Raw genomic sequence first — 24,126 nt, forward strand, 5'->3', positions numbered from 1 at the left:
CGGTCAGTGGGTGACCGACTTCTGTGCCCTGGCGCGCTTCAGGTAGTACCAGGCCATGTTGGACGACAGCCCGGCGAGCAGCACCCAGACGATTCCCAGCCAGCTGCCCTCCACGAAGGAGACCACGGCCGCGGCCACGGACAGGACGCAGAGGATCAGGGCGTAGAGGGCGAGGCGGGGCATGGGGTCGACTCCTGTCGGGGGACACTGCGGCACTGCTGATGCCGTCCAGTGTCCCCCATGCACCTCACCGGCTCACACGTCGGTGACGCGGAGCCCCGCGTGCGCCTTGTACCGGCGGTTGACGGAGATCAGGTTGGCCACGAGCGACTCCACCTGGTGGGCGTTGCGCAGCCGTCCGGCGAAGACACCGCGCATCCCGGCGATGCGGCCGGCCAGGGCCTGGACGATCTCCACGTCCGCCCGCACCTCGCCGAGCACCATCACATCGGTGTCGATCTCGTCGATCTCCGGGTCCTGGAGCAGCACGGCCGACAGGTGGTGGAAGGCGGCCGTGACCCGGGAGTCCGGCAGCAGGGCGGCGGCCTGCTCGGCGGCGCTGCCCTCCTCCGGCTTGAGGGCGTAGGCGCCCTTCTTGTCGAACCCGAGCGGGTTGACGCAGTCGACGACGAGCTTGCCCGCCAGTTCCTCGCGCAGGGACTCGAGGGTCTTGCCGTGGCCGTCCCACGGCACGGCGACGATCACGACGTCGCTGCGGCGCGCGGTCTCGGCGTTGTCGGCGCCCTCGATGCCGTGGCCGAGTTCCTCGGCGGCTGCCTGGGCACGGTCGGCCGCCCGTGAGCCGATGATCACCTTCTGGCCGGCCTTGGCGAGCCGGTAGGCCAGGCCCTTGCCCTGCGGTCCGGTCCCGCCGAGCACCCCCACCACGAGTCCGGAGACGTCGGGCAGGTCCCAGGGGTCCTTGGCGGGCGCCTTCTGGGCGTTGTCGGTGGCAGCACTGTCGGTAGAGGTCATGGCCCCGACTCTACGACCGCGCCGTCGTGCCGGGCGGCTCAGGTCGGCCCCGTCACGGGCATCCGCCGGAAGGTGCTCGCGTCGTGGGCTGCGAGGTCACCGGTCTCGCGAGGGGCGGCGGTCCCGGTGAGGGGCACGCTGCTCCGGTCGTTCGACGGGGGTACAGGTGACCGGTCGCCCTCCCCAGCCCGGGCGAACGCGCAGCGAACCCGACGTCACGGGTGACCGCTGGGGGGCAGGATGCGGCTCCATGGATGCGGTACGGGTCGCGTTGCTGCGGGAAGTGCTCGCCGGGACGGAGTGGCTCGGGGCCACGCGGCGGTTCGCCGGGGCGCTGCGCGGCTCGGTGGTGTCGCACGGGGGCGGGCTGCTGCTGGTCGGCACGCGGGACTACGAGCCGTGGCATCTGGCCGCGCACCTGGTGGACGAGGCCGCCTGGTCGGGCACGCCGGAGCTGGCCCCGACCCTGGTACGGCACGACGCGCGCCCCTGTGATCCCACGCATCTGGCGGTCGGTCTGGGCCGGCTCGAGGCGGCCCGGCGGGGGGAGACGCTGCTGGTGGTCGCCCCCGAGGGGCCCGCCGCACCACTCCTGGAACGGGTGTCCGACGCCCGTCGCGCCGGGGCGACGGTCCTGGCCCTGGGCCCCGGCCCGGGCGAGCTCCCGTCCCTGGCGCACGAGACCCTGGCGGTCCCCGACGGCTCGGAGCTGGACCTCGACACGGTGCAGCACCTGGTCAGTGCGGCGGCCGGGGAGAACGCCCTGCCCACTCCGCGGGGGCGGCGCAGGCTGCGGGACCGGGTGGCGCGACTGGCGGAGCACCTGACGGCACCTCCACCGGCCCGCTGGTGAGGTCCTGCCGTTCCGCTGCGAGCCGGGGCCTCCGGCCATCGCGAACGCCCGGGTCCGCGGCTGTCACGGACCCGGGCGCCGGCGGGATCAGCTCTCGTCGTCCCGGCTGCCCGCCGGTGCGTCGTGCCACTTGGGGTCGTTCTCCCACTGGAGGTTGCGCTCGCGGGCGGTCGCCATCGCGTGTTCGGCCTCCGTGCGGGAGGCGTACGGCCCGAACCGGTCCTTGTTGGGGCACTCCGGCCCCTCTTCGACCTTCTTGTGCTCCAGGCAGTAGTACCACTCGCCCGGCTTGCCGACCGTGCGCTTCTTGAACAGGGCCATGACCAGCTCCTCTCGCCATCGTCATGTTCCCCCATGGCCGCTGGTTAGACTCGCTGGCATGTCTGGCCAGTCGCTGCTCGTCCCGGGGGAGCTGTCCCCCCTCCGTTCCGTGCCCGGAAACATCCGCCGCCCCGAGTACGTCGGCAAGCCCGCGCCGACGCCGTACACCGGACCGGAGGTGCAGACGCCCGAGACGATCGAGGCGATGCGCGTGGCCGGCCGGATCGCGGCGCGGGCGATGGCGGAGGCCGCGAAGCTCATCGCCCCCGGGGTGACCACGGACGAGCTGGACAAGGCGGCGCACGAGTACATGTGCGACCACGGCGCCTACCCCTCGACGCTGGGCTACCGCGGCTTCCCCAAGTCGCTGTGCACGAGCGTCAACGAGGTCATCTGCCACGGCATCCCGGACTCGACGGTCCTGCGCGACGGCGACATCGTCAACCTCGACGTGACGGCGTACATCGGCGGTGTGCACGGCGACAACAACGCCACCTACCTGGTGGGTGACGTCGACGAGGAGTCGCGGCTGCTGGTGGAGCGGACCCGGGAGTCCCTGGAGCGGGCGATCAAGGCGGTCAAGCCGGGCCGGCAGATCAACATCATCGGCCGGGTCATCGAGTCGTACGCCAAGCGCTTCGGATACGGGGTGGTCCGGGACTTCACCGGGCACGGCATCAACTCGTCGTTCCACTCGGGCCTGATCATCCCGCACTACGACAGCCCGCACGCGACGACCGTCATCCAGCCCGGCATGACGTTCACGATCGAGCCGATGCTGACGCTCGGCACACACGAGTACGACATGTGGGACGACGGCTGGACGGTCGTGACGAAGGACCGCAAGCGGACGGCCCAGTTCGAGCACACGCTGGTGGTGACGGACTCCGGCGCGGAGATCCTCACGCTGCCGTAACCCGCACCCGCACCCCCGCACGGCCCGCTCTCCCGCAGAGGGCGGGCCGTTCCGCATGGGCGTGCGGACGGAGGTTTTTACCGACACCGCGTCGGGAAAAGTGTGCGCATGGAATCCTTCTCGACGCTCCTTCGGACGGCTTCCCGCGAGCAGCACGAGGAGGTCAGAGGCTCGACGTTCATCGGCGACCTGCTGGGGCGGAAGCTGGGGCTCGACGCGTTCGCGCGCTACACGGAGCAGCTGTGGTTCGTGTACGGGGCATTGGAGTCCGGCGCCCGGCGGCTGGCCGCGGATCCGGTGGCCGGCCCCTTCGTCCGTCCGGAGCTGTTCCGCGTGACGGCACTGGAGCAGGACCTGGAGCATCTGCGCGGCCCCGGCTGGCGCACGACGGTCAGCGCGCTGCCGGCCACCCTGGAGTACGCGGAGCGGATCAGCGCCTGCGCCCGCACCTGGCCGGCCGGTTACGTCGCCCACCACTACACCCGCTACATGGGCGACCTCTCCGGCGGGCAGATCATCCGCGACACGGCCGAGAAGACGTGGGGCTTTTCGAGGAAGGGCGACGGGGTGCGCTTCTACGTCTTCGAGGAGATCCCCAACCCGGCCGCCTTCAAGCGGACTTACTGCGAGCTGCTGGACGCGCTGCCCGGTGACGAGCTGGAGCGGCAGCGGGTCGTGGCCGAGTGCAAGCGGGCGTACGGGCTGAACAACCGGATGTTCGAGGCGCTGGGTGCGGAGTTCCCGCTCACGGCGTGAACGGGCGGGCCCGACACGCACGGCAGGTCACCCCCTCCCCGTACGGACGCACTCCGCCCGGGTCAGCGTTCGAGGCGGACCCGCCCGCCGACCTCGGTCCATCCCCCCGGCTGGGGGGCGGTGAGGATCTGGGAGCCCGCACCCTGGGTGATGTTGAGGGCCCGGCCCAGCCGGTCGGTGAGCAGCAGGGCCGCGGCTCCGGTGGCCTCGTCCTCGTCGATGCCGTCGCCCCGGCCGGGAAAGGCCCGGGCCCGGATCCGCCCGGCCGGCTCGTCCTCCCACGCCCAGGCGTACACCGACTCCCCCGGCGGCGGCACGGCCAGGTCGTCGACCTCGGCGGCGCCGCCGCACTGCCGCAGCGTCCGCGGTGGCGCCCACTCCGCCCGGGCCTCGATCCAGCAGAACTCACCGTCCTGCCGGGCCCCGACCACCCCGGCGGGTGTCACCAGTTCGGGCACGTCGAGCAGCCATGCCGTCCCCACACAGGGATGCCCCGCGAAGGGCAGGCGCAGGGTGGGCGTGTAGATGTCGATCACTCCGCGCTCGGGGTCGTCGACGAACACGGTCTCACTGAACCCGGCTTTCGCCGCGAACGCCTGCCGCTCGTCCCGCTCCGGCATCACGGAGCCCTCGCGCACGACCCCGAGCTCGTTGCCGTACCCACCGTTCGGCCCGCAGAAGACACGGAGCACGTCGTAGTCAGTCACGAGGGGAATTCAAGCATCGCCCGAGTGGAGGGGGCGCCCCGGGCAAGGGCGCACGCCGGTGACGCGGTGGCCACACGGAGCACGAAGAGTGTTTCCGCGTGGCCCGTGTGCATCAGGTCACGCCCCCGTGCGCCGGACATGTCAGGGCAGACACCGGGCTCCCTGGCCTCGAAACGCGACCTTTGACCTTCCCTTGACTCAACCATGGGAGCGATTTTGAGCCACTTAGGTCATCCTTATGTGCTGCCCTTAGGTGAGCCTCACCTTCCTCTCTCCTGGAGCCCACATGCGACCCGCCCGTCACGCTTCCGTCGTCATCGCCGCCGCGGCGGCCCTGGCCGCTGTCACCGGTTGCACCGAGAAGAGCGACGCGAAGGACGGCGACCACGTGATCAACGTGACGGCGACCGACGACAAGTGCCAGGTGTCGAAGAAGGAGTTCCCGGCCGGGCACGTCGAGCTGGCCGTGGAGAACAAGGGCTCCAAGGTCACCGAGGTCTACGTCCTGTTCCCCGACGACCGTGTGGTCACCGAGCGGGAGAACATAGGCCCTGGCACCAAGCAGCGGGTCACCGCCGAGGTGAAGGCGGGCGAGTACCAGATCGCCTGCAAGCCCGGCATGAAGGGCGACGGCATCCGCCAGGCCGTCAAGGCCACCGGCGGCAAGGCCGTCCAGCGCGACCCGCGCCTGGACAAGGCCGTCGCCGCCTACCGCGCCTACGCCCAGGCGCAGGCCGACGAGACGCTGCCGAAGGCCGAGGCGTTCGCCAAGGCCGTCAAGGACGGTGACCTGGAGGCGGCGAAGAAGGCGTACGCCCCCTCCCGCATCGGCTGGGAGCGCACCGAGCCGGTCGCCGAGTCGTTCGGTGACATCGACCCCAAGGTCGACGTCCGCGAGGACGGCCTGGAGGACGGCCAGGACCCGGCCACCGACTGGACCGGCTGGCACCGCCTGGAGAAGGCCCTCTGGCAGGACAAGAAGATCGGCACCCGCGAGAAGGACCTCGCCGACCTGCTGATCAAGGACCTGAAGGACTGGCAGAACCGGGTCGGCACGGCCGAGATCACCCCCACCTCCATGGCCAACGGCGCCAAGGAACTCCTCGACGAGGTCGCCACCGGCAAGGTCACCGGCGAGGAGGAGCGCTACTCGCACACCGACCTGGTCGACTTCAAGGCCAACGTCGAGGGCGCGCAGAAGTCCTACGACCTGCTGAAGCCGGTCGCCAAGGAGAACGACGCCGCCCTCGTCACCGAACTCGACGAGCAGTTCGCGGCCCTGGACAAGCTGCTCGACCGGTACCGCCCGAACAGCACGTCGTACGACTTCACCTCCTACGACAAGGTAGGCAAGGCCGACCGCAAGGAGCTCTCGGACGCGGTCAACGCCCTGGCGGAGCCGCTGTCGAAGCTCGCCGCGGCGGTGGTGAAGTAACGATGACGGACACCGACTCCCCCTCCCCCAGCCGCCGTTCCCTGCTCGGCTGGGGCGGCGCGGGCCTGGCGCTCGGCGCGGCCGCGGCGGGCGGCGCGGTGGCGATGGCCCGCACCGAGGACGACACCGCACCGGCGTCGGCCGGCTCGGCGATCGCCTTCCACGGCCCCCACCAGGCGGGCATCGCCACCCCGGTCCAGGACCGCCTGCACTTCGCCGCGTTCGACGTGACGACCGACGACCGTGAGGCCTTCGTCCGGCTGCTGAAGGACTGGACCGAGGCGGCCCGGCGCATGACGGCCGGACACGCGGTCGGCGAGGGCGCCTACGGCGGTCTGGCCGAGGCACCCCCGGACGACACGGGCGAGGCACTGGGCCTGAAGCCCTCCCGACTGACCCTCACGATCGGCTTCGGCCCGTCCCTGTTCGAGAAGTTCGGCCTCGCGGACCGCCGCCCGGAGGCCCTGGTCGACCTGCCGAAGTTCGCGGGCGACAACCTCGACAAGAACCGCAGCGGCGGCGACCTGTGCATCCAGGCCTGCGCCGACGACCCCCAGGTCGCGGTCCACGCCGTCCGCAACCTGGCCCGCATCGGCTTCGGCAAGGTCGTCATCAAGTGGTCGCAGCTCGGCTTCGGCAAGACCTCCTCCACCACGCCCGAGGCGCAGACACCGCGCAACCTCATGGGCTTCAAGGACGGCACCCGCAACATCGCGGGCACGGAGACGGACCGCCTGAAGAAGTTCGTCTGGGTGGACGGCAAGGACGGCCCGTCCTGGATGGAGGGCGGCAGCTACCTGGTCGCCCGCCGCATCCGCATGCACATCGAGACCTGGGACCGCACCTCGCTGCAGGAGCAGGAGGACATCTTCGGCCGCGACAAGGGCGAGGGCGCCCCGGTCGGCAAGGCCAAGGAGCGCGACGAGCCGTTCCTGAAGGCGATGAAGCCCGACGCGCACGTCCGACTCGCGCACCCCGACAGCAACCACGGTGCGACGATCCTGCGCCGCGGCTACTCCTTCACCGACGGCACGGACGGCCTCGGCCGCCTCGACGCGGGCCTGTTCTTCCTCGCCTACCAGCGCGATGTCCGCAAGGGCTTCATCCCCATCCAGCGCAGCCTGGCCGCGGACGCGCTCAACGAGTACATCCAGCACGTGGGTTCGGCCCTCTTCGCCGTCCCGCCGGGCGTCCGCGACAAGGACGACTGGTGGGGCCGCACGCTGTTCTCCAAGGAGGCCTGAGCCGGTGTTCTCCAACTACCTGATCGGTCTGCGCGAGGGCCTGGAGGCCAGCCTCGTCGTCTGCATCCTGATCGCCTACCTGGTCAAGACGGACCGCAGGGACGCCCTGAAGCCGATCTGGGCCGGCATAGCCGTCGCGATCGCCCTGGCGTTCGGCTTCGGCTGCGCCCTCGAGTTCGGCTCACAGGAACTGACGTTCCAGGCCCAGGAGGCCCTCGGCGGGTCCCTGTCCATCCTCGCGGTCGGCCTGGTGACCGGGATGGTGTTCTGGATGCGCCGCACGGCCCGTCACCTCAAGTCCGAGCTGCACGGCCGGCTGGACGCGGCACTGGCCATGGGCACGGGCGCGCTGGTCGCGACCGCCTTCCTCGCAGTGGGCCGGGAGGGCCTGGAAACGGCCCTGTTCGTCTGGGCGTCGGTCCACGCGGCGAGCGACGGCACACCGCGTCCCCTGCTGGGCGTCGCCCTGGGCCTCCTCACGGCGATCCTCCTGGGCTGGCTGTTCTACCGGGGCGCGCTGCGCATCAACCTGGCGAAGTTCTTCACATGGACCGGCGGCATGCTGGTGGTCGTCGCGGCGGGCGTCCTGGCCTACGGCGTCCACGACCTCCAGGAGGCCGACTTCCTGCCCGGCCTCACCGACAAGGCCTTCGACATCTCGGGCACGATCCCCCCGGACAGCTGGTACGGCACGCTCCTCAAGGGCGTCCTCAACTTCCAGCCCGACCCCACGATCCTCCAAGTAGCGGTCTGGTTCCTGTACTTGATCCCCACCCTGGCCCTGTTCCTGGCCCCGGTCCGCACCACGACCCCAACTCCGGTGCGCGACAAGGTGTGACGAGCCGCTGAGGCCTGCACTGAGGCCGGGTGGGTCCGCAGCCCGGCGGAGCGGGGTGCCGCCTGCGCCCACCCGTGCCGCCCCAGGCGGCACGCATGCCCGCAGCTTGGACAGAGCGCACCCCCCGGCGCGGCCCCGACCGACCACCCCACGGCACGCGAAGACGCGCACCCCCACCCCACCCCCGGCCCGACCGCCGGAGGCACCCGGTAGGGTTCGCCTCCGGAAAGGGGAAGGTGAAGGTACCCGATGAGCAGGGATCGCGACCCTCGAACGCTCCGCAGGCCCGCCCGGAGCGCCCTCATAGCAACCTCGGCGACCGCTTTGTCGCTGACGGCCAGTGGATGCGTCGTCGTGCACGGCGAACGGGAGGTCCTCCCGTCCACGACCCGCGCCGAAGCCGCCCAGGCCCTCCAGGAGTTCACGACCGCGTACAACGAGGCCGACAAGGCCTACGACGGCACCCTGGACGCCGACCGCACCACGGGCGCCCTCGCCGACATCGACTCGGCCCGCCTCAAAGCCGGGAAGGTCAACAACCCGGACGGCAACCCGCGCCACACCCCCCTGAAGCTGACGGACGCGAAGTTCACGATCCCGAAGAAGGCCGGCTGGCCCCGCTGGTTCGTGGCCGACGCGGCCGGCAACAAGGGCGGCACCGCCCGCTGGCTCCTGGTCTTCACCCGCAGCAGCCTGGACGACCCCTTCCAGGTGGCGTACCTGACGCTCGTCGCCCCGGACAAGGTCCCGCAGTTCAAGGAGGACTCCGACGGCTGGGCCGAGTCCGTCCCCGCGAACTCCACCGGCCTGGCCGCCGACCCCGGCGGCCTGAGCCGGACGTACGCGACGTACCTGAAGAACGGCGGCGACACCTTCGCGGAGGGCGCGCACACCAGCCAGTGGCGTGCTCTGCGCGAGAAGAACGGCAAGAAGCCCGGCATGGTCACCCAGTACATCGACGAGCCGCTGACCAACGGCGACTACGCACCGCTCGCGCTGCGCACGGCGGACGGCGGGGCCCTGGTGTTCTTCACCACCCGCCACTACGAGAAGCAGACCGCCCACGCGGGAACCTCCGTCCCCGCCCCCAACAAGGACGTCCTGGCCCTGACGAAGGGCGAGATCAAGCAGTCCCTCACGATGGAGTTCGTCTCCAACGAGGTGGCACTGGACCCCAGGGGCCCGGGCAAGGTGACGATCCTGGGCCGGATCCAGGGACTGACCTCGGCGGAGGGCTCGTAGCCCGGGTCGCGCCCCGGGCCGCGACCCGAGCCGTACCCCCAGGCCCTCACGGCCCGGTCGCCGACAGGCCTCAGTGCCGCAGAGGCCAGGCCGCCTCGTCGGAACGGCCGGTGTGCTCGCCCACGTACCGTCCGCAGACCTCGGTGAGCACTTCCAGCAGGCTCAGGGGATCCGGCAGCGCGTGCTCGGGCCCGCGCACCCACCGCACCGCCTGCTCCTCACCGGGCAGCCGCGCCGGCGGCACGAGGACGTAGGAGCCCCGGCAGTGCCAGCGCAGCCCGGGGTGTTCGTCCATCGTCTCGGGGTGGCAGTCCAGTTCGCACGGCCACCACTCGTCCTCGTCCTCGGGCGTACCGCGGGTGAGCGTGAAGAAGAGGAGGCGGCCGTCGTCGCTCTCGGCGACCGGCCCGACCTCGACACCGGCGGCGAGCAGCCGCTCCAAAGCGTCGCGACCGGCGTCGAGGGGCACGTCGAGGACGTCGTGCACCATGCCGGTCGCGGTGATGAAGTTGGCCTGCGGCTGATGTCGCGCCCAGCGCTCGATCTGGGCACGGTCGGTGGTCGACTGCGTCTGCCAGGCGAAGGACACCGGGTGCCGGGCGGGGGTGGGACAGCCGACCCGGTCGCAGGAGCAGCGGTAGCCGGCCGGGTGCGCGGCGGGCGCGAGGGGCAGTCCCGCGCCGGCGGCGGCGAGCAGCAGGGCCTCACGGCCGCCGTCCCCGGCGGTCTCCTTCGGCCGGCGCCCGGCGCGCAGCCACTGGGTGAGTTTGCCCTGCAGGCCGTTCCGGCCGCCGAACTCCGCGCTCATCTATCCCCTCGCCTCGCCGTCGTGCCGAACAGCATGCCTCATCGTCCCATCTTCCCGCGCACCGGGGGGCCAGTGCCCACATCCAGGACAGGCAGGACGCACCACCCACAGCGCACCGGGCGGGAGGAGAGCGGCGAGCCCCACACTCCACCGTGATCGGGTGTCATTGCCCGCTTTGACATGACATGGCGCCCTACCGTGGTCGCCATGGTCACAAGGATCGCGTTGTCGGGTCTGGCCTCCGTGGCGTCCGTGGTCTCGCTGGCCCTGTCGGGGCCCGGCGGCCGCGCCCCGGCCCCGCTGGAGTGGGGCGCGGGTCCGCTGACCGTGGCCGCCCTGCCCCGGATCACGTACGTCGCGCACCGCGGCGGCGCGCGTGAGGTCCCCGAGAACAGCATGACGGGGCTGGCGACCGCGTACGAGCGCGGGACGGCGCAGGTGCTGGACTTCGACACGCGGCTGCTGCGCGACGGCACGCCGGTGGTGTTCCATGACGAGACCCTGAACCGCACCACCTATCAGGGCGGCGCGGTGCGCGGCCTCGACGCCCGGGAGTGGCGGGGCGTACGGCTGCGGCCGAAGGACAGGCTCCCGGGCAGCTGGCGGTCGGAGCGGCCGCCGACGGTCGCCGAGGTGCTCGATCGTTTCGGCGGGCGGATCGTGCTGATGCTGGAGGCGAAGGACCCGCGCAGCCTCGACCGGCTGGCCGGGCTGATCCGGGCCCGTGGCCTGACCCGCTCGGTGTTCGTGAACTCCAACGACCCCGAGGTGGCCCGGCGTGTCCACCGCCTCGGCCTGCTCTCGCAGTTGTGGCGCTCGGCGCAGCAGTTGCGCACGGACCGTCCGGAGCGCTGGCGGTCGTACGTGGACCTGCTGGACGTGGACCACCGGGCGCGCGACGCGGATCTGGTGCGGGCGGTGAACTCGGGCATCGCGCGGGTGTGGGCGCACACGGTGGTGACGGACGCCCAGCGGGACCGGGTGCTGGCGCTGGGCTGCGACGGTGTGATCACGGACGCGCCGGGGCGCCTCGCCCGGGCCGCTCAGCGCGGGGCCAGGCCGTGAAGGGCGTAGTCGACGAGGGTGTCGGTGTACTCGTGGGAGATGGGGCCCGTGTGCTGGAGCCAGCGCTGGGCGAGCGGGGAGATGAAGAACTCCAGCGCGATGCGCGGGTCGATCTCGGGCCGCACCTGGCCGGCCTCCTGCGCGGCCCGCAGCCGGCCGATGTAGAGGTCGAGTGAGGGCTGCATCAGCTTGGAGACGAGCTCGCGCCCGAGCTGCTCGTTGACGACACCCTCGGCGGCGAGCGCGCGGGACGGCACATCGAATTTCGGGTCGCGCATCTGATCGACGGTGGCGCGCAGCACGCCCTTGACGTCGGCGGCGAGGTCGCCGGTGTCCGGGAAGACGTACGGCTCCGGCCCGGCGTCCGGCGCGGACTGCTCGGCCAGGTCGAGGAACGCCTCCATCAGCACGTCCGCCTTGGACGACCACCAGCGGTAGATCGTCTGCTTGCCGACGCCGGCGCGGGCGGCGATGCCTTCGATGGTGGTCTTCGGATAGCCGACCTCGACGACGAGCGCGAGGGCTGCGTCGTAGATGGCGCGGCGGGACTTCTCGCTGCGCCGGGTGGAGTCGGGGGCGGGCTTGCCGGAGGCGGGCTGGGTGGACTTCTGGACGGCCATGGGCCGAATTTATCAGGTTGACAAGACGGAGCGTCTCGCGGACAGTTGAGCGCAGCGTGCGAGACGAACCGTCTCGTCGCTCGAAGAGGACGGCTACGGAAGGAGCCCGAGATGACCCGAGGCGGAGCCGGAAACATGCTGGGTGTCGGCGGATCGCGGAAGAACCTCGGCCGCAGGGAGCTGCGCGGCGGCGGCCGGGGCGGCCGGATCGGCGGCGGTCTCGACCCGCAGGCCCAGAAGCGCGAGCTGCTGCGCAAGCTCCAGGAGAAACGGCAGCAGCAGGACGCGCGGCAGGGGGGTACGGCGGGCGCGGCGTCGTGAGCCTCCCCCGCGCGGGGGAGAGCGGACCCCCGCGTGCGGGATCCTCCCGGGCGGTCCGGCGGATGTACTGAGGCGGTCGCGGCCCGCGACCGGCGGACACCCGCCCCAGGACACCCGGGAGGACTCGGCTCATGACCGCATGGACCAGACGACGGCTGCTCACCACGGCGGCCACGGCCCTCCCGGCGGCGGGCCTCGCCACCACGGCGGCCCCCCTCGCGCGAGCGGCGGCACCGGCCCGTCCCGGGGACGCCGACGTGGCCGACGGGCTGCGGGCCCTGCCCGGGCTGCGCCTGGTCGAGGAGCGGCACGACGCCGAACCGGGATACCGGCACTTCGTCCTGGGGCTGCGCCAGCCGGTCGACCACACGAACCCGGCCGCCGGCACCTTCGAGCAGCGCCTCACCCTGCTGCACACCGCCGCCGACCGCCCCACCGTGCTGTTCAGCACGGGCTACCAGGCGGTCCTCACCCCACGGCGGACCGAACCGGCGGTCCTGCTCGGCGCCAACCAGCTCCAGGTCGAGCACCGCTACTTCGGCACCTCACGCCCCGCGGACCCGGGCTACACCCACCTCACCATCCGGCAGGCCGCCGACGACCACCACCGCGTGGTCCGGCTCTTCCGCCGCCTCTACCCCGGCGCGTGGATCTCCACGGGCGGCAGCAAGGGCGGCATGACGAGCGTCTACCACCGCCGCTTCCACCCCCACGACGTGAACGGCACGCTGGTCTACTCGGCCCCCGACAACGTCGACGACCACGACGACTCCGCGTACCTCCGCTTCCTGGAGACGGTCGGCACCCCGGCCGCCCGGGAGGCCCTCGCGGCGGTCCAGCGGGCGATCCTGCTGCGCCGGACCGAGATGGTCGCCCGCTACGAGGCCTGGGCCACCGCCACCGGCGACACCTTCCGGCTCGTCGGCAACGCCGACAAGGCACTCGAGATCGCCGTCCTGCGCGTGCCGTTCATGTTCTGGCAGCGCGGCACCCCGGCCGACATCGCCACGATCCCCGGCCCCGGGGCCACGGACGACGAGCTGTACGCCTGGCTGGACGACACGACGGGCCTGGCGCTGTACGCCGACACCACGGCCCGGAACTACATCCCGTACTGGTACCAGATCGGCACGCAGCTGGGGTACGGCAGCCTCCCCACCGCCCACCTCACCGACCTGCTCCGCCACCCGGGCGCCGCGGAACCGCGCAGTTTCGTCCCCCGGGACGTCCCTCTGCGCTTCGACCGGGCCGCCATGCCCGACATCGACCGCTGGGTACGGCGGCGGGGCAGCCGGATGCTCTTCGTCAACGGCACCCAGGACCCCGCGGTCGCCGAGCACTTCCGTCCCGGAGGGCCGGACTCACGGCTGCTGTGGGTGCGGGGCGGAAACCACGGCGCCGACCTCGCGGACCTGTCCCCCGCCGACCGGGCGTGGGCACAGGACGCACTGGTCCGCTGGGCGAGTTGAGCACGGGCGTATCCGGCAGAAGCTCAGGAGGGCGGCCAGGCGTCTCCCCAGTCGGCGTCCCGGGCAGCCTTGTACAGGTCGCCGTGGCGCTTGGTGACGGTGGCGCGACGGAGGGACGGTTCGCTCTCGCACAGGTCGAGGAGGACCTGGCCCTTGCGGATCTGGGGGCGCCGGACGATGCGGTTCGCAGCCGGTTCGGCCGGGAAGCGGGCGGCGGCGACGTAGGCGAACTTCTCGTCCTCGTAGGCGAGCGAGCCGCCCTTGACCTGGCGGTGCAGGGAGGAGCGGCTGACGCGGGCCGAGAAGTGGCACCAGTCCGTGCCGGGGGCGATGGGGCAGGCGGCGCTGTGCGGGCAGGGCGCGGCGATCCGGAAACCGGCGGTGATCAGCCGGTCCCGGGCCTCGATGAGGCGGGCGTAACCGCCGGGGGTGCCGGGTTCGACGATCACGACGGCCTGGGCGGCGGCAGCGGCGGCGTCGACGAGGGCGGTGCGGTCCGCGGCGGTCAGCTCGTTCAGGACGTAGGAGACGGTGACGAGGTCCGTGCTCTCCAGGGTCAGCGCCGCCCCGATCCGGGAGCGCTGCCAGCGGACGTCCTTCAGCTCCGGGTTGGCCGCGGCGATCTCGCGGCCCAGGGCGAGCGCGGGTTCCGCCCAGTCGAGCACGGTGACGGGCCGCTCCCCGCCCCACACCGCACTCACGGCCCAGGCGGCGGCACCGGTGCCGCCGCCGAGATCGGTGTGCCCGCCGGGCACCCACTCGGGCGCGGTCTCCGCGAACGCCTCCAGCGCCGAGCGCACGGCCTCGAAGGTCGCGGGCATCCGGTAGGCGGCGTAGGCGGCGACGTCGGCCCGGTCCCGGAGGATGGGGGCGTCGGTCGGGGTGTCCCCCCGGTAGCTGGCGATCAGCCGCTCGACCGCCTGCGAGGCCTGCCGGGGCGGCAGCCCGTCGAGCAGACCGGCAAGGGCGGCACGGAGGTTTTCGGCCGGGGGTGCGGGGGCGTTCACCCGGCGATTCTACGAGGAGGTGGCCGGGGCAGCCTCGCAGAGATCACCGCACCGCCCGCGCCACCCGCGACGCCGCTGCCGCTCTCGGGGCGCTGTCCGGGCGGCGGCGGCGCGGGTGGACCGCGTTGGTGAGCAGGATCAGGAACGTGTCCGTGGCCGGGTCCAGGACGAGGGACGTGCCCGTGAACCCGGTGTGGCCCGCGGCTCCGCGGCCCGCGAGGTCGCCCATGAACCACGGCTGGTCGAGGGAGAAGCCGAGGCCCGGCGGGGTGAAGAGGAGCTCGACGAAGTCGGGGCCGAGGATGCGGGCCGGGCCGTGCGAGCCGCCGGCGAGGAGGGTGCGGCAGAACACCGCGAGGTCCCGCCCGGTGGAGAACAGCCCCGCGTGGCCGGCCACGCCCCCGAGGGCCCAGGCGTTCTCGTCGTGGACCTCGCCCCGCAGCATCCCCCGGTCCGCCTTGGCCCAGGGCCGCCGCTGGTCCTCCGTCGCCGCCGCGCCCGGGCACGGTCCGAAGTCGGTCGCCGTCATGCCCAGCGGCCGGGTGATGCCGTCGCGGATCAGGACGTCGAGCGTGCGGCCGGTGATGCGCTCCAGGACGTACTGCAGGAGCAGCATGTTGAGGTCGGAGTAGCAGTACGTGCCCGGCACCCCGACCGGCGGCTCCGCCCGGAGCGCGGCAAGTCGCCGGGCGTGGTCGGCGCAGTCGTACAGCGGGAGTTCGGGCCGCAGCCCGGAGGTGTGCGTGAGGAGCTGCCGTACGGTGATGCCGTGCCGGGCGGCCGCCGTGAAGTCCGGCAGGTACGCCCCGACCCTGGCGTCGATGCCGAGCGTGCCCCGCTCGATCTGCTGGACGGCCGCCACGGACGTGAACAGTTTGGTGAGGGAGGCCAGGTCGAAGGGCGTGCCGACGGTCATCGGGACCCGTTGCCCGGGGGGCAGTTCCACCCCGGCGTCCGAGTCGGGGTCGTAGGCCGCGTAGCGGACGGCCCAGCCCGCCGCCTCCTCGACCGCGATCACCGGGCCGCGTCCGACGACGAGGACCGCGCCGGGTGCCCAGGGGCGCTGCCCGGTGGTGAGGACGTGGACCTCCCGGACGAGGTGACGCAGTTCCCCCGGGTCGAGTCCGGCCCGCTCCGGCGTGCCGTCGCGCAGTCTGGGTGCGCTCAGCTGACTGCTCCCTCCACGCTCGCGCGGCTGCTCTCCTGCTTCCAGGGTCGGCACAGTCCCATGAAGCAGGCCAGTGCCACCAGTGCGGCGGCCAGTTGGACGACGGCCATCGGGAGGGCGGTGTCCTCCCCGGCGACGCCGACGAGCGGGGAGGCGACCGCGCCGATGAGGAAGGACGAGGTGCCGAGCAGGGCCGACGCGGAGCCCGCCGCGTGCTTGGTGCGCATCAGGGCGAGGGCCTGGGTGTTGGGCAGGGTGATGCCCATCGCGGACATCAGCACGAACAGCGCGGCGGCCACGGGCACCAGGCCGACCTCGCCGAAGACGCCGAGGGACATCAGCAGCAGCGCGGTCGCGGCGGTGATGACGATCGTGAGGCCGATGCCCAGCACCCGGTCGAGGCTGACCCGGCCGACCAGGATCTTGCCGTTGATCTGGCCGACGACGACCAGCCCGACCGAGTTGAGGCCGAACAGCAGGCTGAACGTCTGCGGGGAGGCGCCGTAGATCTCCTGGATGACGAACGGGGACGCGGAGATGTAGGCGAAGAGGGCGGCGAAGGCGAAGCCGCCGGTGAGCATGTAGCCGGTGAAGGCGCGGTCGGCGAGCAGGCCGCGCATCGCGCGCAGGGCCTCGCCGACGCCGCCGCCGTGCCGCTCGGCGGGCTCCAGCGTCTCGGGCAGCCTCGTCCAGACCAGGACCCCGATCAGCACGCCGACGGCGGTGAGGACGACGAACACGCCCCGCCAGTCCGTCACACGCAGGACCTGCCCGCCGATGAGCGGCGCCACGATCGGGGCGACGCCGGAGATCAGCATGAGGGTGGAGAAGAAGCGGGCCATGGCCATGCCGTCGTAGAGGTCGCGGACGACGGCCCGGGCGATGACGATGGCGGCGGCGCCCGCGAGGCCCTGGGCCAGCCGGAAGGCCACCAGCGTCTCCACGGTGGGCGCGAGCGCGCACAGGACGGTGGCGACGACGAAGACCGCGAGACCGGCGAGCAGCGGGCGTCGGCGTCCCCAGCGGTCGCTCATCGGCCCGACGACGAGCTGCCCGAGCGCCATGCCGGCCAGGCACGCGGTGAGGGTGAGCTGGACGGTCGCGGCGGGCGCGTGCAGGGAGCGGGTGACCTCCGGCAGCGACGGGAGGTACATGTCCATCGCCAGTGGAGGCACGGCGGTCAGGCTGCCGAGGAGGAACGTGACCAGGAGCCCGGTACGGCGGTGCGAGGTGCGGTCGGGCCGCTCCGTCCCCGCTGCGGCCCCCTGAGCGGTCTTCGATATGGACGCCCCACCCTCGGGCATGAGTCCCTCCCTCTCCGAGTCGATCGCCACCTATGCTCTCAGCTCGTACGCAGTGCTCGGGGTCACAAGGTGAAGGCGGGGCGGGAATGACGGCGGACACGGTGCGGTGGGGAGTCCTGGCGACCGGCGGTATCGCGGGTGCGTTCACCGCGGACCTGATCGACCTGCCGGACGCGGAGGTCGTGGCGGTCGCGTCCCGGTCCGAGGAGTCGGCGAAGGCGTTCGCGGAGCGGTTCGGGATACCCCGGGCCTACGGCGACTGGAACCAGCTCGCGCAGGACGAGGACATCGATGTCGTCTACGTCGCCACCCCGCACACGGCGCACCGGACCGCCGCCGGTCTGTGCCTCGCGGCCGGGCGGAACGTGCTGTGCGAGAAGCCCTTCACGCTGAACGTGCGCGAGGCGGAGGAACTCGTCGCGCTGGCGCGGGAGCACGGGCGCTTCCTGATGGAGGCGATGTGGATGTACTGCAACCCGCTGGTACGGCGGCTCAAGGCCCTGGTCGACGACGGGGCGATCGGCGAGGTGCGCAGCGTCCAGGCCGACTTCGGTCTTGCCGGGCCCTTCCCGCCCTCGCACCGGCTGCGCAACCCCGAGCTGGGCGGCGGCGCGCTGCTCGATCTCGGCGTGTACCCGGTGTCGTTCGCGCAGCTGCTGCTCGGGGAGCCGTCGGACGTCGTGGCGCGGGCGGTGCTCTCCGAGGAGGGCGTCGACCTCCAGACGGCGGCGGTGCTCTCCTTCGGCAGCGGCGCCCTCGGTTCGGTGCACTGCTCCATCGTGGGCGGTACGGCGACCTCCGCCTCGGTCACCGGCTCCAAGGGCCGGATCGACATCCCGCACGGCTTCTTCTTCCCGGACCGGTTCGTCCTGCACCGGGACGGCCGTGACGCCGAGGAGTTCACGGCCGATCCCGCGGACGGGCCGCGCAACAGCATGCGGCACGAGGCGCTGGAGGTGATGCGGGCCGTGCGCGCGGGTGAGACCGAGTCCCCTCTGGTGCCGCTCGACGGCACGCTGGCCGTGATGCGCACGCTGGACGCGATCCGGGACCGCGTCGGCGTCCGCTACCCCGACGAGACGGGCGAGCCGGAACTCACGCCCGCCTGAGTCCCTCATCCCGCCGGGCCACCGGGGAGCTCCCGTACGCTGCGGGCCCATGAATGCCAAGGACAATGCGATCGCGGTGGTGACCGGGGCGGGTTCCGGCATCGGCCGGGCGGTCGCCGTGGAACTGCTGCGGGCGGGCTGGTCGGTGGCGCTGGCGGGCCGGCGCGAGGAGACGCTGGAGGAGACGGCGGCGCTGGCTCCCGGGACCGCGTCCCTCACCGTACGGACGGACGTCTCCCGCCCCGAGGACGTGACCGCCCTGTTCGACGCCACCGTCGGGCGCTTCGGCCGGGTCGACCTGCTGTTCAACAACGCGGGCACGTTCGGTCCCGGTGGCGTGCCGGTCGAGGAACTGCCCTACGAGGCCTGGCGGCACGTGGTGGACACGAACCTCAACGGGGCCTTCCTGTGCGCGCAGGCGGCGTACCGGCAGATGAAGGAGCAGGACCCGCAGGGCGGCCGGATCATCAACAACGGCTCGATCTCCGCACACACGCCCCGCCCGATGTCGGTGGCCTACACGGCGACGAAGCACGCGCTGACCGGCCTGACGAAGTCCCTCTCCCTGGACGGACGGCGGTACGGGATCGCGGTGGGGCAGATCGACATCGGCAACGCGGCCACCGACATGACCTCCCGTATGCAGACGGGAGCGCTGCAGGCGAACGGGGAAGTAGCCCCGGAACCGGTCATGGACGTCGCGGACGTGGCCCGCACGGTGCGGCACATGGCCGAACTGCCGCTGGAGGCGAACGTGCAGTTCGCGACCGTGCTGGCGACGGCGATGCCGTACGTCGGACGCGGCTGAGCACGCGAGAACGCCCGGCAGAAATCGTCAACTCGTCAACCTGCACAAACGGAATATGAATCTCCGCCCCATTGCGGCCGGTAGGGGACATATGCTCAACTCTCCTACACGAAAGCTTCACAGTTGGAGTGGAGCGCTTCCGTTGGCCAATCCCAGGGGGGAGGCGGCAGTCGTTCCACGGCACCGGGTGGGGGTGGATTCCGCGAGGGACCGCGGAGTACGCACCGGTGCGCGTGGAACGACTGCCGCTCGGTTCCGTCGGCCGCCTGCCACTCTCCGCCGATCGCCCAGCGGCCGAAGCCAAGCCCCTGCGGAAAAGGGATCTCAGGCCGTGAAGGGAATCAGGCCTGCCCGGTCTCGAAACTCGTGATCCGGCCGTCCTCGTCCACCTGGAAACTCCAACGGGTGCGCATCTCGCCCCAGGTGTCGTTGCTGTAGCGGGCGAGGAGGGAACGGCCGCCGTTGGACTCGTTGTCGACCTCCATGTGGCCGTGGGAGGAGAAGATCTCCCGGTCCACCCAGTCGGCGAGGTCGCGGTCGGAGCCGTCGTCGGTCATGGTCGCGCCCGGCGCGAGGAGCTCCATGAAGCTCTCGCGGTCGTGGTTGTTCACGGCGGTCACGAAGGCCCGGACGGCCGGATCGCTGAGGCGCGTGGTCTGAATCGTCATACGAGCAGCCTCGTACCGGCCAGGGCCCGCCGCCACCGGTGCCACCCGAACGGCGGCCGGGGAAGGGCCCGCCGGGTGCCGTGGGCGGGGAGGGGGTGCGACGGTGAGAACGCGAAGGGGAGCGTTCCTCCGCTCCCGCTGCGTGCTACCTGCCCGCTATTGCTACTGCTACCTGCTACGGGAGACGACGTGAGGCGTGACGACCGACGTGATCTGGGTCTGCTGCTGCTCCGGCTGGGGGCGGGCGGTGTGCTGGTGGCGCACGGCACGCAGAAACTGTTCGGCTGGTTCGGCGGACACGGCATCGAGGGAACCGGCCAGTTCATGGAGTCCGTCGGATACGCCCCAGGCAAGGCGAGCGCGACGGCGGCGGGCCTCGCGGAGACGGGCGGCGGCACGCTGCTGGCCCTGGGCCTGGCGACCCCGGCCGCGGGGGCGGCGGCGGCCGGGGCGATGGCCGGAGCGGCGGCGGTGCACACCCCGAACGGCTTCTTCAACCAGGGCGGCGGCTACGAGTACGCGGCGACGCTCGGCCTCACGGCAGCGAGCCTGGCCGTCACCGGCCCGGGCCGCCTCTCCCTGGACCACCTGCTCGGCCACGCGGTGAACCGCGGCTGGATGATCCCGGCGGCCTTCGCGGCGACGGCGGCGGGCACGGCGGCGGTGGTGGGGGCCCGGGCGAGGCGGCTGCGGAAGGCGAAGGAGGGGGAGCAGGATCCGCTCTTCGATGAGGAGTACATGGAGTAGGAGGCGTAGGGCCAGGACCCGGCGTTGTCAGTCCCCCATGGCAGGCTGCGCCCCCATGAACGAACAGTCCCCCGCCCCTGAACTCTGGTCCACCATCGACGCCTTGTACGAGTGGCTCGACACCAACCGCCCGGTGGAGGGCCGCGAGGGCCTCCTCCTGCGCATCCTGAAACTCTCCGAGGAGGTCGGCGAGGTCTCGGAGGCGGTGATCGGGGCGACGGGGCAGAACCCTCGCAAGGGCGTCACGCACACGTGGGAGGACGTGGAGGCGGAGCTCTGCGATGTCGTCATCACGGCACTGGTGGCGTTGCGGACGCTGACACCGGAGGCGCGAGAGGTTCTGGGCCGGCACCTGGAGCGGGTGGCACGACGGTCCACGGCGCACTCGGCCCAGCCGGACGTTCCGCGTCAGTCGCTCTGATCACCGGGTGACGCACACCACGGTCCCGTCCGGCTCCCGTACCAGTTCACTCACCCGCCCGCTCACCTCCACCGCCCGTACCGACCGCTGCCCACGCTGGGAAGCACGCACCCACCACGCCTCCGAACCTCGAAAGTTCACTAGACCAAGTGCTCATGCAGCCGAGAGAGCCGCTTCGGCCTTGTGGCGACCCTGCCGTTTCCGGCGATCCCGACCGAGAGGCCGAGTCGCCGGTCGAGGTGAACGGCGGCTCACATGTACGAGGTTGATAGATTTGCGTGAGCGACGGGGGGCAGCCATTGCACGGCCCGCCGAAGCATGACCGGGGACGGGACGGGGGACCGAAGTGGCTTGGGAAGAGTGGGAGAGGGCCAAGGCCGCGGCGTCGGAGGGCCAGGCTGCGCGGATGCGGCTGAATCAGGCCGGGGCGGCAGGTGCCGGCGACTCGGATCTCGTGGTGCACCAGGACGACCTCGGGGCCGTCGGTCACGAGGCGTTCATCCTCCACGGCGAGCTGAAGAAGAAGGCCGACGTCGCCGGTGCGGGCGTGGACAAGAACGGATCCGGGTCCACCATGCAGGCGGCCGCCGCGCTCAAGAGCCACAACCTCGGGCTCGGTGCGGAACTGGAGTCGACGGTCGAGATCTGGACCTCGCAGGTGAAGCACGTCCTCCAAGCCTGCGCGCACATCTCCAACCACCTCGACTACAGCAAGAAGCTGTATGCGCGGGAGGACGCCGGGATCGCCGCAGAGATCCGGGGCCGTACTGGATCGTTGCCCGTCTCAGCGCTGAACGATTACTTCAAGTAGGTCGCGCCATGGGAGATTTTTCGTACTCGGACCTCATGGCCCTGGACCTCACCAAGCTGGGCACGGCTGCGTCCGACTGGAGAACGATGGCCGGCGATCTGGCCAAGCTCACGACCGACGTACGGGACGGCTTGACGAAGAAGTCCGACGGCGCCCGCTGGAAGGGCGTCAACGCCGGCGTGACCAAGGACTTCGTGCGCAAAACGGCCAAGGAGTTCACGGACCTCCAGACAGAGGCCGAGAGCATCGCCAACGTCCTCGGCGACGCCCACGCCGAGCTGACGCGGTACCAGAAGCAGGCGCAGAGCCTCACCGACTCGGCGCGCAAGGGCGACCCGGCCCACGAACCGCCGGACCCGGGCCTCCTCGTCTTCGACGGTCCGGGCGGCACGGTTCGCGTCTCGGAGGCGATGTGCACGCCCGAAGGCCCCGACCAGCGCACCAAGGACCGGATCCAGTGGTACGCGGACACTCTCACCGGAATCGTCCAGCACGCCGCCGAGGTCGACGCGGCGGCAGTACGCGCGCTGCGCAAGAGCCACGGCAACGACCCGCACAACGCGGGCCATGCTGAGTACACCTCCCTTGACGAGGAACAACTGCCGCGCGCGAAGGAACTGGCCGCGCTCGGCGGGGACGCGAGCCCGAAGCAGCGGGCCGAACTGGGGCGCCTGTGGGAGTCCCTGAGCCCCGAGGCACGGGCACAGCTCTGGCTGGCGCAGAAGGACGACCTGCTGGCAGCAGGCATTCTCAGCCCCACCATGCCGCAGATCGCGGCGGACGCGGGCTCGGGAAGACACGGGTCCGAGTCACCAGGCTTCGACGAGTGGGCCACCAAGCAGAAGATGGAGTTGCTGACGGAGGGGGCCGACTGGAAGGGCATGACGGACGCGTCCCGTCATATGGCCCACTACCTGGGAAACAGCGGCAGCGTCATGAACCTGCCCGTGGACAAGATGATGACGGACGTCCCCGCCTTCAGGACGTACGTCGACGACATCGTCCGGCTGAACCAGGACGACTGGCGCAAGCAGGCTCTCGCGGAGTTCGAGAAGAACGGAGGAAGACCGGTCGCCTTCCCGGTCGAGGCGAAGCAACCCGAGGGCTTCTACTTCACTCAGCAGGTTGATCCCAACTGGTTCTACGCGGTGGGCGGCGCCAATACCAACGTCACCGGCGTGGTGACGGCCGTTCCGGATGTGAATGGCAACCCCAAGATCAGCATCGACTACCAGGCAAACGTCTGGGACCGCTACAACTGGGACGAGGGCAAGGGCGTCAACGTCGGCCCGCTGGACATCCCCGACGGAGAGATGGCCAAGCTGCACCGGGTAGGCCTCGCCCAGGAGTTCGACATGTCGGGCAGCAGCAGCGTCAAGAACTACGATCTCGGCTCCTCGGAGCCCAACGACGACCCGCTACCGGGTCCCGACGACAGCAGGGACGGACGCTTGAATCCCGGCCGAGAGCAACAGCAGGACCGTACGACCGGCAGGGCGGCGGAGAGGGCGGACGGCCGATGAACGACGTGTACGCGTACCGGGCACCCGGGGAAGGCGGCGGCAACGGCGGTCGTGGTGGCCGCCGCTTGTGGCTCATCGCAGGCGTGACCGCCGGCGTACTGGCCCTCTCGGGCGCCGTGACCACAGGGGCGTGGCTCCTCGCCGACCGGGGCGGTGACGGGCCCGACGACCGCGTGGCGGAACAGGCTGCGGACGCGAGGTGGGCCGAGGGAATCTCGTCGGAGTGGATGAGCGAGCAGATGGGCCTTGACGTCCCGGTCACGGCCCGGTCCCCACAGGCCGCGTACGAGGTCACCTCCCGTTTCGACACGGGCCTGCTCACCTTCACGCTGACGAGGTCCGAGGCGGAGACCTACCTTAAGGAGCATCCCCCGGAGGGCAAGTGGCTGGAGCCCTCGTCCACGCAGGCCGACGTCACTCCCCATGACTTCGCCCACCTCGGGCTCCCGGAACCCGAGACGTTCAAGGACGGCATGCGCTACGGCTACGTCTGCCCCGACGCCGCCAAGGCCACCGAGGACCCCGGCACCTCCGGAACCCCCGACAACCCGTACGGCACGTCCGACGCGTACGACACGTCCGACAAGCGCTGCGTCCGTCTGTACGCACACGAGTACTCGCCGAAGCGCACCCGCATCTACCTCCGCGCCCACTTCGAACCTGGCATCAGCCCTCTTCCTGCGACCCCGTCCTCATCGGCATCGGCAGACTGAGGACCTCGTCGGTGACTGTCGCCGCGATCGTGGACGCCTGGTTCCCGGTCCGCGACCCGAAGTCGGCCCACTCCAGGTCTGTCCGCGGCCGAAACCGCTTCAGTGGCCGCCCGAACCATCGCCATCCATGTGCGACGTTGCGCCGAGGTTCTCGGCTACGACCCCGAGCACCTGATCGATCAGCAGCGCGACACAGTGGAAACCGCCTTGCAGGATCCAGTGAGTTCGCCGCTGTGCCGGCCGAGGAGATGACACCGGCCCAGTACCAGGAACTCGC

General features: G+C 71.5%; 27 protein-coding genes. 17 read left to right on the forward strand and 10 right to left on the reverse strand.

Going from position 1 to position 24,126, the window contains the following annotated elements; genetic code table 11:
* Nucleotides 1-3 precede the first annotated feature (3 nt).
* Both ADK65_RS21975 and npdG read right to left on the reverse strand, forming a co-directional pair.
* Entirely contained in the window at nt 4-183 is a 180-nt protein-coding gene (locus ADK65_RS21975; protein ID WP_053672052.1) for a hypothetical protein, read from the reverse strand.
* A 72-nt stretch (nt 184-255) separates the two neighbouring features.
* A complete protein-coding gene (npdG, locus tag ADK65_RS21980) occupies nt 256-975 on the reverse strand; it encodes an NADPH-dependent F420 reductase (RefSeq protein ID WP_053672053.1) in 720 nt (239 codons plus the stop codon).
* A 250-nt stretch (nt 976-1,225) separates the two neighbouring features.
* Between npdG and ADK65_RS21985 the strand changes: the two genes are divergently transcribed.
* A complete protein-coding gene (locus ADK65_RS21985; protein WP_053672054.1) occupies nt 1,226-1,828 on the forward strand; it encodes a hypothetical protein in 603 nt (200 codons plus the stop codon).
* Between the two features lie 87 nt (nt 1,829-1,915).
* On the opposite strand, the gene ADK65_RS21990 is transcribed toward ADK65_RS21985, so the two are convergent.
* Nucleotides 1,916-2,149, reverse strand: coding sequence for a hypothetical protein (locus ADK65_RS21990; protein ID WP_031105401.1), 234 nt, complete (start codon nt 2,147-2,149; stop codon nt 1,916-1,918).
* A 58-nt stretch (nt 2,150-2,207) separates the two neighbouring features.
* On the opposite strand from ADK65_RS21990, the gene map reads away from it, so the two are divergent.
* Complete coding sequence (gene map / locus ADK65_RS21995; RefSeq protein WP_053672055.1) at nt 2,208-3,065, forward strand: type I methionyl aminopeptidase; 858 nt, start codon at nt 2,208-2,210, stop codon at nt 3,063-3,065.
* A gap of 108 nt (nt 3,066-3,173) precedes the next feature.
* On the forward strand, nt 3,174-3,821 hold the full coding sequence (locus ADK65_RS22000; protein ID WP_053672056.1) for a heme oxygenase (biliverdin-producing): 648 nt from the start codon (nt 3,174-3,176) through the stop codon (nt 3,819-3,821).
* Between the two features lie 62 nt (nt 3,822-3,883).
* Here ADK65_RS22000 and ADK65_RS22005 read toward each other — a convergent pair whose 3' ends face one another.
* A complete protein-coding gene (locus ADK65_RS22005; RefSeq protein ID WP_053672057.1) occupies nt 3,884-4,528 on the reverse strand; it encodes a PhzF family phenazine biosynthesis protein in 645 nt (214 codons plus the stop codon).
* 286 nt (nt 4,529-4,814) lie between these two features.
* Here ADK65_RS22005 and efeO point away from each other — a divergent pair, with 286 nt between their 5' ends.
* The 4 genes from efeO to ADK65_RS22025 all read left to right on the forward strand — a co-directional run bounded on the left by efeO (nt 4,815) and on the right by ADK65_RS22025 (nt 9,287).
* Nucleotides 4,815-5,963 carry an iron uptake system protein EfeO gene (efeO, locus tag ADK65_RS22010; RefSeq protein ID WP_053672058.1) on the forward strand — a complete coding sequence of 383 codons (1,149 nt, stop codon included), beginning with the start codon at nt 4,815-4,817 and terminating at the stop codon, nt 5,961-5,963.
* 2 nt (nt 5,964-5,965) lie between these two features.
* The gene (gene efeB, locus ADK65_RS22015; protein WP_053672059.1) at nt 5,966-7,207 is read left to right on the forward strand and encodes an iron uptake transporter deferrochelatase/peroxidase subunit; all 1,242 of its coding nucleotides are present in this window, start codon (nt 5,966-5,968) and stop codon (nt 7,205-7,207) included.
* A 4-nt stretch (nt 7,208-7,211) separates the two neighbouring features.
* The gene (efeU, locus tag ADK65_RS22020; RefSeq protein WP_053672060.1) at nt 7,212-8,045 is read left to right on the forward strand and encodes an iron uptake transporter permease EfeU; all 834 of its coding nucleotides are present in this window, start codon (nt 7,212-7,214) and stop codon (nt 8,043-8,045) included.
* 249 nt (nt 8,046-8,294) lie between these two features.
* Complete coding sequence (locus ADK65_RS22025) at nt 8,295-9,287, forward strand: hypothetical protein (RefSeq protein ID WP_053672061.1); 993 nt, start codon at nt 8,295-8,297, stop codon at nt 9,285-9,287.
* 70 nt (nt 9,288-9,357) lie between these two features.
* On the opposite strand, the gene ADK65_RS22030 is transcribed toward ADK65_RS22025, so the two are convergent.
* Nucleotides 9,358-10,095 carry a bifunctional DNA primase/polymerase gene (locus tag ADK65_RS22030; RefSeq protein ID WP_053672062.1) on the reverse strand — a complete coding sequence of 246 codons (738 nt, stop codon included), beginning with the start codon at nt 10,093-10,095 and terminating at the stop codon, nt 9,358-9,360.
* Nucleotides 10,096-10,302: 207 nt separating this feature from the next.
* On the opposite strand from ADK65_RS22030, the gene ADK65_RS22035 reads away from it, so the two are divergent.
* Nucleotides 10,303-11,160: a glycerophosphodiester phosphodiesterase gene (locus ADK65_RS22035; protein WP_053672264.1), complete on the forward strand. Its 858-nt coding sequence runs from the start codon at nt 10,303-10,305 to the stop codon at nt 11,158-11,160.
* On the opposite strand, the gene ADK65_RS22040 is transcribed toward ADK65_RS22035, so the two are convergent.
* Nucleotides 11,139-11,780, reverse strand: coding sequence for a TetR/AcrR family transcriptional regulator (locus tag ADK65_RS22040; protein WP_053672063.1), 642 nt, complete (start codon nt 11,778-11,780; stop codon nt 11,139-11,141). The genes ADK65_RS22035 and ADK65_RS22040 overlap by 22 nt on opposite strands.
* Before the next feature lie 111 nt (nt 11,781-11,891).
* Between ADK65_RS22040 and ADK65_RS22045 the strand changes: the two genes are divergently transcribed.
* Together ADK65_RS22045 and ADK65_RS22050 are read left to right on the forward strand one after the other, a co-directional pair.
* A complete protein-coding gene (locus ADK65_RS22045; protein WP_199825676.1) occupies nt 11,892-12,101 on the forward strand; it encodes a DUF6243 family protein in 210 nt (69 codons plus the stop codon).
* Nucleotides 12,102-12,232: 131 nt separating this feature from the next.
* Nucleotides 12,233-13,570, forward strand: a complete 1,338-nt coding sequence (locus tag ADK65_RS22050) for a S28 family serine protease (RefSeq protein WP_053672064.1) — start codon at nt 12,233-12,235, stop codon at nt 13,568-13,570.
* Between the two features lie 23 nt (nt 13,571-13,593).
* On the opposite strand, the gene ADK65_RS22055 is transcribed toward ADK65_RS22050, so the two are convergent.
* From ADK65_RS22055 to ADK65_RS22065, 3 genes are read right to left on the reverse strand one after another with little or no spacing between them, the layout of a single operon-like run.
* Nucleotides 13,594-14,577, reverse strand: coding sequence for a small ribosomal subunit Rsm22 family protein (locus ADK65_RS22055; protein WP_053672065.1), 984 nt, complete (start codon nt 14,575-14,577; stop codon nt 13,594-13,596).
* 43 nt (nt 14,578-14,620) lie between these two features.
* The gene (locus ADK65_RS22060; RefSeq protein WP_053672066.1) at nt 14,621-15,799 is read right to left on the reverse strand and encodes a serine hydrolase domain-containing protein; all 1,179 of its coding nucleotides are present in this window, start codon (nt 15,797-15,799) and stop codon (nt 14,621-14,623) included.
* Nucleotides 15,742-17,049: a multidrug effflux MFS transporter gene (locus ADK65_RS22065; RefSeq protein ID WP_053672266.1), complete on the reverse strand. Its 1,308-nt coding sequence runs from the start codon at nt 17,047-17,049 to the stop codon at nt 15,742-15,744. The genes ADK65_RS22060 and ADK65_RS22065 overlap by 58 nt, the downstream gene beginning before the upstream one ends.
* Before the next feature lie 86 nt (nt 17,050-17,135).
* On the opposite strand from ADK65_RS22065, the gene ADK65_RS22070 reads away from it, so the two are divergent.
* Nucleotides 17,136-18,158 (forward strand): Gfo/Idh/MocA family protein, encoded by a 1,023-nt coding sequence (locus ADK65_RS22070; protein WP_053672067.1) that lies wholly within the window; start codon nt 17,136-17,138, stop codon nt 18,156-18,158.
* A gap of 49 nt (nt 18,159-18,207) precedes the next feature.
* Entirely contained in the window at nt 18,208-18,966 is a 759-nt protein-coding gene (locus ADK65_RS22075; protein ID WP_053672068.1) for an SDR family oxidoreductase, read from the forward strand.
* Between the two features lie 341 nt (nt 18,967-19,307).
* Here the strand turns inward: ADK65_RS22075 and ADK65_RS22080 are convergent, their stop codons facing one another.
* A complete protein-coding gene (locus ADK65_RS22080) occupies nt 19,308-19,634 on the reverse strand; it encodes a hypothetical protein (RefSeq protein ID WP_053672069.1) in 327 nt (108 codons plus the stop codon).
* 189 nt (nt 19,635-19,823) lie between these two features.
* Between ADK65_RS22080 and ADK65_RS22085 the strand changes: the two genes are divergently transcribed.
* The 5 genes from ADK65_RS22085 (at nt 19,824) to ADK65_RS22105 (ending at nt 23,849) form a co-directional block, all read left to right on the forward strand.
* A complete protein-coding gene (locus ADK65_RS22085) occupies nt 19,824-20,381 on the forward strand; it encodes a DoxX family protein (RefSeq protein WP_053672070.1) in 558 nt (185 codons plus the stop codon).
* 55 nt (nt 20,382-20,436) lie between these two features.
* Entirely contained in the window at nt 20,437-20,802 is a 366-nt protein-coding gene (locus ADK65_RS22090; RefSeq protein WP_053672267.1) for a MazG-like family protein, read from the forward strand.
* A gap of 406 nt (nt 20,803-21,208) precedes the next feature.
* A complete protein-coding gene (locus ADK65_RS22095) occupies nt 21,209-21,613 on the forward strand; it encodes a hypothetical protein (RefSeq protein WP_420709060.1) in 405 nt (134 codons plus the stop codon).
* An 8-nt stretch (nt 21,614-21,621) separates the two neighbouring features.
* Nucleotides 21,622-23,136, forward strand: coding sequence for a hypothetical protein (locus tag ADK65_RS22100; protein WP_053672072.1), 1,515 nt, complete (start codon nt 21,622-21,624; stop codon nt 23,134-23,136).
* Complete coding sequence (locus ADK65_RS22105) at nt 23,133-23,849, forward strand: hypothetical protein (protein WP_053672073.1); 717 nt, start codon at nt 23,133-23,135, stop codon at nt 23,847-23,849. The genes ADK65_RS22100 and ADK65_RS22105 overlap by 4 nt, the downstream gene beginning before the upstream one ends.
* The last annotated feature ends 277 nt before the right edge of the window (nt 23,850-24,126 follow it).

This window comes from Streptomyces sp. NRRL B-1140 (assembly GCF_001280065.1).
GTDB lineage: Bacteria > Actinomycetota > Actinomycetes > Streptomycetales > Streptomycetaceae > Streptomyces.